This is a genomic window from Pseudomonas sp. TWR1-1-3, from assembly GCF_049896805.1.
Taxonomy (GTDB): domain Bacteria; phylum Pseudomonadota; class Gammaproteobacteria; order Pseudomonadales; family Pseudomonadaceae; genus Aquipseudomonas; species Aquipseudomonas bubulae.
In genome coordinates this window covers 793,803-806,024 of the sequence record NZ_JAFCUZ010000002.1, presented here as the reverse complement: position 1 = coordinate 806,024, position 12,222 = coordinate 793,803, and the positions used below count along the sequence as shown (strand labels likewise).

General features: G+C 58.7%; 10 protein-coding genes. 4 read left to right on the top strand and 6 right to left on the bottom strand.

Annotated elements, in window-relative coordinates; genetic code table 11:
- Window position 1: 1 nt before the first annotated feature.
- Together ACP7BE_RS11215 and ACP7BE_RS11210 are read right to left on the bottom strand one after the other, a co-directional pair.
- Window positions 2–1,165 (bottom strand): type III PLP-dependent enzyme, encoded by a 1,164-nt coding sequence (locus ACP7BE_RS11215; RefSeq protein WP_095001593.1) that lies wholly within the window; start codon window positions 1,163–1,165, stop codon window positions 2–4.
- Window positions 1,166–1,578: 413 nt separating this feature from the next.
- Window positions 1,579–3,813, bottom strand: coding sequence for a TonB-dependent siderophore receptor (locus ACP7BE_RS11210; RefSeq protein ID WP_095018274.1), 2,235 nt, complete (start codon window positions 3,811–3,813; stop codon window positions 1,579–1,581).
- A 184-nt stretch (window positions 3,814–3,997) separates the two neighbouring features.
- Between ACP7BE_RS11210 and ACP7BE_RS11205 the strand changes: the two genes are divergently transcribed.
- The 4 genes from ACP7BE_RS11205 (at window position 3,998) to ACP7BE_RS11190 (ending at window position 8,187) form a co-directional block, all read left to right on the top strand.
- Complete coding sequence (locus ACP7BE_RS11205; protein ID WP_095001591.1) at window positions 3,998–4,756, top strand: response regulator; 759 nt, start codon at window positions 3,998–4,000, stop codon at window positions 4,754–4,756.
- A gap of 19 nt (window positions 4,757–4,775) precedes the next feature.
- A complete protein-coding gene (locus ACP7BE_RS11200) occupies window positions 4,776–6,182 on the top strand; it encodes an ATP-binding protein (RefSeq protein WP_169916833.1) in 1,407 nt (468 codons plus the stop codon).
- Window positions 6,183–6,363: 181 nt separating this feature from the next.
- Window positions 6,364–7,239 carry an alpha/beta fold hydrolase gene (locus ACP7BE_RS11195; RefSeq protein WP_095001589.1) on the top strand — a complete coding sequence of 292 codons (876 nt, stop codon included), beginning with the start codon at window positions 6,364–6,366 and terminating at the stop codon, window positions 7,237–7,239.
- A gap of 39 nt (window positions 7,240–7,278) precedes the next feature.
- Window positions 7,279–8,187, top strand: a complete 909-nt coding sequence (locus tag ACP7BE_RS11190; RefSeq protein ID WP_204936311.1) for a LysR substrate-binding domain-containing protein — start codon at window positions 7,279–7,281, stop codon at window positions 8,185–8,187.
- A gap of 21 nt (window positions 8,188–8,208) precedes the next feature.
- Here the strand turns inward: ACP7BE_RS11190 and leuD are convergent, their stop codons facing one another.
- From leuD to ACP7BE_RS11170, 4 genes are all read right to left on the bottom strand, one after another.
- On the bottom strand, window positions 8,209–8,823 hold the full coding sequence (leuD, locus tag ACP7BE_RS11185) for a 3-isopropylmalate dehydratase small subunit (RefSeq protein WP_150628283.1): 615 nt from the start codon (window positions 8,821–8,823) through the stop codon (window positions 8,209–8,211).
- Window positions 8,820–10,241, bottom strand: coding sequence for a 3-isopropylmalate dehydratase large subunit (gene leuC / locus ACP7BE_RS11180; protein WP_095018277.1), 1,422 nt, complete (start codon window positions 10,239–10,241; stop codon window positions 8,820–8,822). Before leuC ends, leuD begins: the two co-directional genes overlap by 4 nt.
- Before the next feature lie 167 nt (window positions 10,242–10,408).
- On the bottom strand, window positions 10,409–11,566 hold the full coding sequence (locus tag ACP7BE_RS11175; RefSeq protein WP_095001585.1) for a betaine/proline/choline family ABC transporter ATP-binding protein: 1,158 nt from the start codon (window positions 11,564–11,566) through the stop codon (window positions 10,409–10,411).
- Window positions 11,563–12,216 (bottom strand): ABC transporter permease, encoded by a 654-nt coding sequence (locus ACP7BE_RS11170; RefSeq protein WP_095001584.1) that lies wholly within the window; start codon window positions 12,214–12,216, stop codon window positions 11,563–11,565. Before ACP7BE_RS11170 ends, ACP7BE_RS11175 begins: the two co-directional genes overlap by 4 nt.
- Window positions 12,217–12,222 lie beyond the last annotated feature (6 nt).

The following is a 12,222-nucleotide window of genomic DNA, read 5'->3' as shown; positions in this document are numbered from 1 at the left end:
GTTACAGGTAGAACGATTTCAGCGGCGGGAAGCCATTGAACTCAACGGCGCTGTAGCTGGTGGTATAGGCACCGGTCGACAACCAGTACAGGCGATCGCCGATGGCCAGGTTCAGGGGCAGGCCGTATTTGTAGTTTTCGTACATGATGTCGGCGCTGTCACAGGTTGGGCCGGCGATGACCACTTCTTCCATCTCGCCTTTCTTTTCAGTCCAGATCGGGAACTTGATGGCTTCGTCCATGGTTTCGATCAGACCAGAGAATTTGCCCACATCGGTATACACCCAACGCTCGACGGCGGTGCGCGATTTACGTGCGACCAAAACCACTTCACTGACCAGGATGCCTGCGTTGGCGATCAGCGAACGGCCCGGTTCCAGAATGATTTCTGGCAGGTCGTCACCGAAGTCTTCTTTCAGGAAACGAATGATTTCTTCGGCGTAGGTTTCCAGGCTGTTGGTACGGGTGATGTAGTTGGCCGGGAAGCCGCCGCCCATGTTGATCAGCTTGAGGACGATGCCGTCTTCTTCTTTCAGACGCTCGAAGATCACCTTGACCTTGGCGATGGCTGCGTCCCACACGCTAATGTCACGTTGCTGCGAACCTACGTGGAACGAAATGCCGTAAGGCACCAGGCCCAGGTCACGGGCCAGAATCAGCAGGTCCATGGCCATATCGGTCTGGCAGCCGAATTTTCGCGACAGAGGCCAGTCAGCGGTGGTCGAACCTTCGGTAAGGATGCGCACGTAAATCTTGGCGCCCGGCGCGGCCTTGGCAATGTTGCGCAAGTCGGCTTCGGAGTCGGTGGAAAACAGACGCACGCCTTTCTCGTAGAAATAACGAATGTCTTTGGATTTCTTGATGGTGTTGCCGTAGCTGATGCGGTCCGGGCTGACGCCGCGGTCCATGACTTTATCCAGCTCATAGATCGACGCGATATCGAAGCTCGAACCTTTGTCGCGCAGCAGATCAATGATTTCGACGGCCGGGTTGGCCTTCACCGCGTAATACACCTTGGCGAATTCGAAGCCTGCGCGCAGGTCATCGTAAGCCTTGCTGATCATGGCGGTATCGATCACCACGAACGGTGTTTCTTGGGTGTCAGCGAACGCCTTCATTTTGTTGAAGGTGTCGCGCGCGTAATAGTCTTCGACCTGGATCGACATGCTGGGGAACTCCTGTGGCAAACGTCATCAATAAATGGGTGCAGCTGAACATCCTCCGTATCCCCACTTTGGTTCGCCTACTTCCCAAGGCATGTCCGCCGAAAGCAAATAAGGTAAATGGACCTTGCTGTCTCGTCGTCAGTACTTGAGCCGGATGGATCGTTTCCAGCATGGATGTTCGGCGCGAACTTTAGGGCGTGACTGCGCTTAGATCAACAAAAAATGTCGCAATTTTATAAGCCTTCGTCGTGGGGCCAAAGTGAGCCATTTAAGTAACCGACCTTGATGACGGTGTGATGTTCCCCCGGTGGCTTTTTTGGCCGTTGCCAAACAGACGAAGCCCGCCATTGGGCGGGCTTCGGTAGTTGCATGTTGAAGCAGGGCTTACCTTGGGGGAAGGAACAGGCCAGGTCTCAAAATGCAGTACTCAGGGTCAACGACAGGCTGCGCGGATCACCGTATATGGCGCCAGCGTAGAAGCCGTAGCGGGTGTAGTAGGTTTTGTCGAAGAGGTTGTTGGCGTTCAGGGTAACGGCCGTATCTTCGGTGAGGTCGTATTTGGCCATTGCGCTCCAGATGGCATAACCTGCCCAGGTCACATCGGTGGGGCCGCGGCTTACACCGTCTGTGGGAATGCCTGCCGGAGTAGAGGTGGCGCGAATGCTGGTTTGCGCGGTGACACCGGTACCCACGGTCAAGCGATCAAGAGCACCCGACAGGCGGTAGGTGGTTGAAGCCTTGAACAGGTGCGACGGGTCACTTTGGCCGTCGGCGTTAAGGCGACGAAAGTGCAGATAGGTGTAGCCACCGTAGACATTCCAGTTGGGCGTCAACGCGCCGGAGACTTCGAGGTCGATACCTTCTGTCTCTACGCCGGTGCCGGTCGTGTAGGCCTGGGCTCCGGTGGGCGTCAGGTTGGCGCCATCGGTCACTGCCTTGTTTTCCTGGCGGGTCAGGAAGTAGGCCGCTTGCGCATTGACCTGACCGTCAAACCATTCTCCTTTAATACCGGTTTCATAACTCTGGCCGCGAATCGGCTCGAGCTTGTTGCCGCTGGCGTTTTCTTCGCTTTGCGGGCTGAAGATATCGGTGTAGCTGGCGTACAGCGAGTAGGTGTCGTTGAGGTCATACACCGCCCCCAGGTAAGGCGTGACGATACCGTTTTGTTGCTGATTGCTGCGCACTCCGGCGGTCGACACCGTGGTGCTGCTGTAATCGCTGATGCGCGCGCCCAGGATCACCGACAACGGGTCGGTAATGCTCAGGCGGGTGGCCGCATACATGCCTTGCAGGCGGGTGGTGGTTTTGCTGTGCAGGCCGGTTTTGTAAGCGTTGATCCGGTAGTCGCTATCGACCCCGTTGTGCCAGTCGGTAATCGGGAAACCGTTGTTTGCCCGGAACTGGCACCCCAGCGCGCTAGGGCTGGTGCGGTCATCGCTGACCATATTGCAACGATATTGAGGTGACCAGGCGACGGTGCGACTGTCGTTGTAGCCGAACATGGCCTGGTGGGTGCGTCCGAACAGGCTGAAAGGTCCGGTCACGTCGACTTGTGCCGATTGCTGGGTCGTGTCGGTGGAGCTGTGCAGGCCATTGAGAATGGCCCCGCTACCATCCTGGTTCCAGTAACCGCCGAATGCGCCGCCACCTTTGGAGTTGACCTTGGCCAGCCCGCGGTGATTCAACGCATCGGTGGTGCTTTGCGCCGCTTTGACGTTGAGGGTCCAGTCATTATCAAAGCGATGCTCCAGCGAGCCGAACGCTGTACGCGTGGTGTACTCACCAAAACTCCAGCTGGGCACCACGTTGGTGCTGCGCGGCAAGCTTGTTTTACTGCCATCGCCGTACCAGATAGGGATGTTCGCGCCCCAGCCGCCGCCCACGATCTTGTAGTACTCATATTGATAGCCGGCACCGAGGGTCGTGGCATCCGTCAGGTCAAACTCGACATTGGCCAGCGCGGCCCGCGAACGCTCGGACTGTTGATCGCGGAAAGAGTTGGCGTCCTCTTGCGTCATGACCAGACGAGAGCGCAATCGGCCATCTTCAGACAAGGGCAGGTTCAGGTCAGCGCCCAGGCGTCGCTTGTCCCAACTGCCATAGGTGGCGTATGCACTGCCGCCGAACTCGTAGCCAGGGCGTTTGCGGATCAGGTTGACGGTGGCCGATGGGTCGCCGGTGCCGCCCAGCAAGCCATTGGCGCCGCGTACGATGTCGATACGCTCGTACATATCCATGTTCAGCGAGCTGCCTGCGCCACTGAAGTCCGAGCCGCCCTGAAACTGCAGGCCGTCGGTTTTCCAGTTGGTAATCGGATAGCCGCGTGCGCGGTACTCGGTGCGTCCGCCCACTTCTGACTTGCTCATGGTGACGCCGGGTGCGCTGTCCAGCGCTTGCTCGATATTGGTGATCTGGCGGTCTGCCATTTGTTCCTGGGTGATGGTGGTGACCGATTGTGGCGTTTGGCGCGGGGTGAGTTTCATGCCCGTAGAACTGGTGGTGCTCTTGACGGTGTAACCCAGTTGGCCGGTGTTTTCATCGGCTGATGGCTGGGTACCTTCGACATTCAGGGGGTCCAGTTCAATCGTCCCCGCTATTGCCGGTTGGCTGGCCAAGCCGACCATGGCGCTGAGGCTGATAGCGGCCATGAGGGCGGCCTGGTTGCGGGGTGCATTTCGGCAAGCCGGGGTGGTTAGCATCAAAGGTCGTGCTGAGAGATCCGTCATCATGCCCTGCGTTGTCATTGGTAATACTTCGTATTTGCAGATAATGTTTGGTAGCATTTTAGGTATCACGCCGCCAGGCACTATTACGGATATGTGTGGGTATGTAATGGAATGTAATGAGCGCCATGTTTTACCCACGTCAAAACCTCCCGTGGCCGCCAAAACGCTGTTGGTGGTGGATGACGATGATGAAATTCGCGAGTTGTTATGTGATTACCTGAGTGAGAACGGCGACCATGTGCTGGCAGCAGCCGATGGCCTTGAGATGTGGGCGCAGTTGGAGCGCCAGGCTGTCGATCTGGTCGTGCTCGACGTCATGCTGCCGGGAGAAGACGGCCTGAGTCTGTGTCGCCAGCTTCAATCGCGCCCCGGCCTTAGCGTGATCATGCTTTCCGCCAAGGGATCAGCGCTGGATCGCATCATTGGCCTGGAGGTTGGTGCCGACGATTATTTGACCAAGCCTTTCGAGCCCCGTGAGCTGGTGGCCAGAATCAAGGCGGTGCTGCGCCGGCAAGCACGGGCCGAGCCCATCGCGGATCGCCCGGTCACGACCCACCGCGACTTCGTCGGCTATCGCCTCGATTATGTAAAGCGCCTGTTACACACCCCGGGTGGCCAGACCCTGACCTTGCCGCGCTCCGACTTCAGGGTGTTGCGTGATTTGCTCCAGGCCCGTGAACAAGTGTTGTCGCGTGATCAATTGACACTCAGTGCGATGGGACGAGAATACTCGCCCGACGACCGCTCGATCGACATGTGCATCAGCCGTCTGCGCCAGCATTTCAAGGAGGGGCACGTCCAGATACTGACCGTGCGTAATGAAGGTTACCTGCTAAGTGTCTACAGCCCTGAAGCGGCGGTTTAACCAGGTGCGCGATGCTCTGGTGCGGGGGGTGATGCGCCTGTGGCCCAAAACCCTGTTCGGCCAACTGACGCTGATTCTGGTCAGCGGCACGCTGGCTATTCAATTGTTATCGAGCAGCATCTGGTTCGATGTGCGCTATGCGCAAGTCCTCGAAGCGCCTGTCCGGTTGATGGCCAGCCGAACGGCACAATTGATTAACCAAGACCGTTGCATTGCGGGGCAACCCCAGACAGCACCGGCCAATTACACGGCCAGGTGCCTGGCCACGAAACCCGATACTCAACCCGGCAATGATCGCGCGGCCCGACGCACGGCTTTGCTGTTGAAACAGGCACTGGCGTATGAGTTGGGCTACGCGCCAGCGATTGAGATGATAGAGGTCGACCTGACCGATGCATCCGGTCAGCCGCTGGTCTGGCGCAGCCTTTTTGGCCTGCAAACGGCCACCGCCCATGTGGATTTCGCCGTGCCCCTGGCCGATGGTCATTGGTTGAGCATCGAGGGGCACGAGTTGCAGGGCTGGAGCGGCGAGTCAGCATGGGCGTTAATTGCCGACTACATTCTGCGGGTCTATGTGGTGCGAATTATTGGCGTCATAGGGATGTGCTGGCTGGCTGTGCGACTGTGCCTGCGCCCTCTAAAACGGCTCAGTGACGCCGCCAATGCGTTGGGCGATAACCTTGATCAGACGCCGTTGGCGATTGAAGGGCCTCTGGAAGTCCGCCAGGCCGCCCAGATGTTTAACACCATGCAGAAACAGATTGTCGCGATGGTCAATGACCAGAGTTTTTTTCTGGCGGCAGTGTCCCACGATCTGCGAACGCCCTTGACCCGCATGCGTTTACGCATTGAGCGGTTGAGCGATCTCGATCAGCGTGAGCGCTTGAAGCAAAACATTTATCAAATGGACAAGATGATTACTCAGGTACTCGTCTATCTGCAGAGTGCCAACCAACACACATGCCAGTTTATTGATCTCGACAGCGTATTGCGCAACCTGTGTACCGAGTTGTCGACACCCGCCGAGCCATTGCCAGTCAGCGGCCGGGGCGGGATGCTCTACGCAAACGGCGTGTTGCTGCACCGTTGCTTGCAGAACTTGCTGGTGAACGCGCAGGCCTATGCCCGGGAAATAACGATTGAGGTCGAGCGCTCGTCAAGCGGTGTGACGTTGCGAGTCAATGATCGCGGGCCTGGTATAGCGCAATCTGTTCTGCATTCAGTCACCGATCCGTTCGTACGTGCGGATACCTCACGCAATGATCAATCTGGCGGTTTTGGACTGGGGCTTAGTATCGCCAGGCGTATTGCCGTCAGCCATAAGGGCAGCCTGGTGCTTGGCAATCGTGAAGGGGGAGGTTTGACCGCCTGTATTTTCTTGCCGCTCAGGGAGGGTGAGGGCGCAAGCGCTCAGGCAAAGGCTTGAGAGCAACTCAACACGTCGGAACTTCAAAAGCCTTGACCCGGGGGTAGAGAGATCTATTTGAGTCACCGACCTTGATGCCGAGCTGATGTACCACACTTCATGAATCGAGCCGCCACGGTTTGGCCCTTGTCGCCGAATCTGGGAGCTCTAGCATGGGCTGACCATTAGAAGGAGCAGCCTCATGTTCGCCGGTTTTAACACAGTACAGCGCCAGGTCAATGGCGTGCAGATTGCCTTCCGGGTCGGCGGTCACGGGCCGGGGTTGCTGTTGATTCACGGGCACCCGCAGACGCATGTGATCTGGCACAAGGTTGCCGGGCAATTGGCCGAGCACTTCACAGTGGTCGTGGCCGATTTGCGTGGCTACGGTGACAGTGAAAAGCCCGAAGCGGTAGCCGACCATAGCAACTACAGCAAGCGTGAAATGGCCCGTGACTCGCTGAGGCTGATGAGCAGCCTGGGTTTCGAGCAGTTTTCGGTACTGGCCCATGACCGTGGCGCGCGAGTTGCCCATCGTCTGGCGCTGGACCATCCGCAGGCGATTACCCGCCTGGTCATGCTCGACATTGCGCCGACGCTGGCCATGTATGCGCAAACCAATGAGGCCTTTGCCCGTGCTTACTGGCACTGGTTCTTCTTGATTCGCCCGGCGCCGTTGCCTGAACGCCTTATCGAGGCCGATCCTGAGCAGTACCTGCTCAGCGTGATGGGCAGCCGCAGTGCGGGCTTGCAACCGTTTACGGCCCAAGCGCTGGCTGAATACGTGCGCTGCATCAAACTGCCGGGCGCGGCGCGAGGGATCTGCGAAGACTATCGTGCCAGCGCCGGGATTGACCTTGAGCATGACCGCGAGGACATTGCTGCGGGTCGGTATTTGAATATGCCCGTGTTGCTGTTGTGGGGCGCGGAGGGCACGGTGGGGCGTTGTTTCGACCCGCTTGGCGAATGGCAGAAAGTCGCGACCGATGTGCGTGGCCAGGCGTTGCCGTCCGGGCACTACATTGCCGAAGAAGTCCCTGAACTGCTGCTTGAACATGTGCTGCCTTTTCTGCGCTGAGCTATTCTGTACGCTCTTGCCGCCAAGCCGCTCATGACCATGCCGCCAATAAAATACAGTGCGCCGTTGCCTGAAGACCTGCGGGTCTTCCTCACGGTGGTGCGCAAAGGCGGCTTTGCCGCAGCGGCAGAAGAGCTGGGGTTGTCTCCAGCCTATGTCAGCAAACGTATTCAAATTCTCGAAACTACCCTGGGCAGTCGCTTGCTGCATCGCACCAGCCGCCGTATCGCGCTGACCGATGACGGCGAGCGGGTGCAGCGCTGGGCGGTACGGATTCTGGATGATGTTCAGCAGCTACAGGATGAGCTGTCCGAAGCGCATTCGGCCCCGCGTGGACGCTTGCACGTATGCAGTACTTTCGGTTTTGGCCGCAACCATGTGGCGCCTGCCATTTCGTTGCTGGCCGAGCAGTACCCCGAGCTGGAGATTCGCCTCGACGTATTTGATCGAGTGGTGAATATCGTCCATGAAGGCTTCGATCTGGAGATTCATGTGGGCGATGACATTCCGGGCCAGCATATCGGGCGCCGGCTGGTGACCAACAATCGCGTGTTGTGCGCTTCCCCTGACTACCTCAAGCGCCGGGGTGTACCTCAACATCTGGAAGACCTGGGGCAGCACGATTGCCTGGTGCTTAAAGAGCGCGACAACGCGTTTGGTGTCTGGCAACTGCAAGGCCCGGAAGGCGAAGCCAGCGTGCGCGTCAGCGGGCCGTTGTCGTCTAACAGTGGCGAGATAGTGTTGCAGTGGGCACTGGACGGGCGTGGCGTGTTGCTGCGCTCGATGTGGGATGTCAGGCCACTGTTGGAACAGGGCAGGTTGGTGCAGGTACTGCCTGAATACTGGCAAAGCGCTGACGTGTGGGCGGTGTACCCGACACGGCTGGCTAACTCGGGCAAGCTGCGGGTGTGTGTGGAGTTTTTGCAGACGCAGTTGGGGCGGTTGTGACCTCTGCCGTGAGGGCGCTTTTCAGCTCAACCAAGGGTTGGCCTGCAAGTGCCGCTCTTGGAACTCGCGAATCTGCCGACTGCGTTGCAAGGTGCTGCCAATGGCATCCAGTCCCTGCAACAGCGCGGTTTTACGCAGACCGTCGATCTGGAACTCAACCGTTGAACCATCGGCCAGACAAATGCTTTGGCTCGGCAGATCAACGGCAATTTCAGCCATATCTGCGTGGCTGACAGTGTGCCCTAGCGCCTGCACCTGCGCCTCTTCCAGGGTAATCACCAACACCCCGTTACGCTGGCAGTTGTCATAAAAGATCCCGGCGAAGCTGCTGCCAATCAAGGCCCGGATACCGAGTTGCTTCAATCCCCAGACTGCATGTTCCCGGCTGGAGCCACAGCCAAAATTCGGCCCGGTGACTAAAAAGCGTGCCTCTTTCCAGCCCGGCTGATTAAGGACGAACGCCGGGTTCGGCTCGCCCGAAGGCAGGAAACGCAGGTCAAAAAACAGACCGCGATCCAGTCCGTTGCGATCAATGCCTTTAAGAAACTGCTTGGGCATGATCACATCGGTATCGATGTTGGCCGCGAGCATCGGTGCTGCCTTGCCGCTGACGGTGGTGAAAGGTTGCATGCTCAGACTCTCCCTGACAGTTGGCGAACGTCGACCAGATGGCCGGTAATGGCGGCGGCCGCGACCATCGCCGGGCTCATCAAATGGGTGCGTGCCCCGGCGCCCTGGCGGCCTTCGAAGTTGCGATTGGTACTGGAGGCGCAGCGGTCGCCGGGGGCGAGTACGTCATCATTCATGGCCAGGCACATGGAGCACCCGGACTGGCGCCACTCAAAACCGGCGTCGATAAAGATCGCGGCCAACCCTTCGGCCTCGGCCTGATCACGCACCTGAGTCGACCCCGGCACGATCATCGCCCGCACATGCGTGGCCACTTTCTGGCCGCGCACCACCTGTGCGGCGTCACGTAAATCTTCAATGCGGGCGTTGGTGCACGAACCGATAAAGGCATGGCTGATCACCACTTCATTGAGCGGCGTGCCAGCCTCCAGGCCCATGTAGTTCAAGGCCCGGCGCATGTCCTGACGCAAGATCAAGTCGCTGATCGCCTGCGGGTCCGGCACGCGGCTGCCAATGGCGGCGGCCTGATCGGGGCTGGTGCCCCACGTGACCATCGGTTGCAGGTCAGTGGCGTCCACTTGCACCTCTTGATCGAACTGCGCGTCGGGGTCGCTATAAAGCAGGCACCAATGCTCAACCGCTTGTTCCCACAACTCGCCTTGTGGGGCACGGGGTTTGTCTTTGAGGTAGGCGTACACCTTGTCATCGGGCGCCATAAAAGCACCGCGGGCACCGGCTTCCACGGCCATGTTGCAGATGGTCATGCGCGCTTCGACGCTCAATGCATCGATGGTCGAGCCGGTAAATTCAATGGCATAGCCGGTGGCGCCTGAAGCGCCGATTTTGGCGATCAGGGCCATGATCAGGTCTTTTGACGTCAGCCCCAGGCCCAGCGCGCCCTGGACGGTCACTCGCATGCTTTTCAGACGTTTGTAGACCAGTGTCTGAGTGGCCAGCAGGTGCTCGATTTCAGAGGTGCCGATACCAAAGCCGAAGGCACCCAGCGCGCCATAAGTCGTGGTGTGACTGTCGCCTGCGGCGATCATCATGCCGGGCAGGATGAAGCCTTGCTCGGGGGCGATAACGTGTTCGATCCCCTGGCGCTGGTCGAGCACATCGAACAGCTCGATGCCAAACTTTTCGCAGTTCTGTTGCAGATACGACACCTGCAAAGCGCCGCCTGCATCGGCCATGGCGGCCACGCGCACGGGGGCGGTCGGGTTCACATGGTCAACCACCGCCAGGGCGGTTTCCGGGCGCCACACTTCGCGCCCGGCTTCACGCAAACCACTGAAGGCTTGCGGGCTGGTGTATTCGTTAATGACCTGACGGTCTATGTATAGCAAGACGTGACCTTGATCATCGAGCGCGCACACGGTGTGCGCATCAATGTGCTTGTCGTAGAGGGTTTTGGCATGGGGCATGGTGATAGCTCGCAGCGGGAGGCGTGCGAACCATCATAAGGACGCGGGGAGCACCATCAATGGCGATGCAGTGATGGCTCAGAACATGATTCGTGTTGGATACAACAGGTTGTAGCCGCTGCCGCAGGCTGCGCAACCCAGCGCAGTCTGCGGCAACGGCTGCAGGGTCAAGCGGAAGCTATTTCAGCCGGTGAAACAATGCTGGTCTTGGCGCCACGCGAACGACCCGAACTCAGGTACGCCGCAATCGATTCTTGCGTCACCTCACCCTGGAACACGCGTTCGGCGTCCATCACCGGCAACCACGAGCGGTTGAACTCGTACATGCGCGACAGCAGGATGCGCAAATGTTCTTCCGACGCAGCGGTCGCGGTGAACTCCCGCAGGAACTGGCCACAGGTGCCTGTCTGACGATGCAGGTCACGACGACGTACATACCCCAGTGCCTTGTTGTCGGCACAGGTGACCACCACGTAGCGACGGTCCAGTTCGTCCATCAGTTCCAGGGCTTCGGCCACCGGGGTTTCCGGGCTCACCGATGGCGCGTTGTCTGCGGCATCTTCGGCCTTGACCAGCAGCAGGCGCTTGAGGGTGCTGTCCTGGCCGACAAAGTTGCTCACGAAGTCGTCCGCCGGGTGAGCGAGCAGGGTATCCGGGTGGTCCATTTGCAACAGTTTGCCGCCACGGAAGATGGCGATCTTGTCGCCCAGTTTGATGGCTTCGTCGATGTCGTGGCTGACCATGATTACGGTCTTGTTCAGCGCGCGCTGCATCTCGAAGAATTCGTTCTGGATCATCTCGCGGTTGATCGGGTCCACCGCACCAAACGGTTCATCCATCAGCAGCAGCGGCGCATCGGCCGCCAGGGCGCGAATCACGCCGATTCGTTGCTGCTGACCACCAGACAGTTCGCGCGGATAACGGTTGAGGTATTGCTTGGGCTCCAGCTTGATCATGCTCATCAGCTCGCGGGCACGGTCATGGCACTTTTGCTTGTCCCACCCCAGCAGGCGCGGAACGATGGTGATGTTCTCCTCGATGGTCATGTTGGGGAACAGGCCGATCTGCTGGATCACATAACCAATATTGCGACGCAGGGTTACCGGGTCGAGGTCAGTGGTGTCTTCGCCATTGATAAGGATCTTGCCTGACGTGGGCTTGATCAGACGGTTGATCATTTTCAGCGTGGTGCTTTTGCCGCAGCCCGAAGGCCCGAGGAATACGCAGATTTCGCCTTCATTGACGGTCAGGTTTACCGAGTCCACGGCCTTTACATCTTTGCCGTTGCTTTGGAATGTTTTGCTGAGGTTTTGAAGTTCGATCATTTGAGCAGTCCTTTTGGAGTCAGCGAGCGTTGCAGCCATTGCAGAAGCAGGTCGGCGATGATGGCCAGAACACTGACCAACACGGCGCCTACGATCAGCATCGACATGTCGCTACGGCTGATTGCAGCAAGAATAAGTACACCCAGACCACCGGCACCGATGGTGGCGGCAATGGTCATGACGCCGATGTTCATGACCACGGCGGTACGCACACCGGCCAGAATCACCGGCACGGCGATGGGCAGTTCAACCATGCGCAGGCGCTGGCTGAAGGTCATGCCGATACCGCGAGCGGCTTCGCGAATACCCGGTTCCACGCCGGTGAGGGCCAGGAAGGTGTTACGCATGATCGGCAGCAGTGAGTACAAAAACACGGCGGTAATGGCCGGCATAGGGCCAAGGCCCTGGCCGAACTTCGAGTAGAACGGCAGCAGCAGGCCGAACAGGGCAATTGACGGAATGGTCAGCAGCACCGTGGCGCTGGCTTGCAGCGGGCCGGCCAGTGACGGAAAGCGTGTCATCAGCACGCCCAGCGGCACGCCGATCAGGATTGCCAGAATCACGGCAATGCCGACCAGGGTGATGTGCTGCAAGGTCAGATGCAGAACAAGCGACCAGTCCATGTGGGAAAAGGCGTTTAAAAATTCCATGTCTTC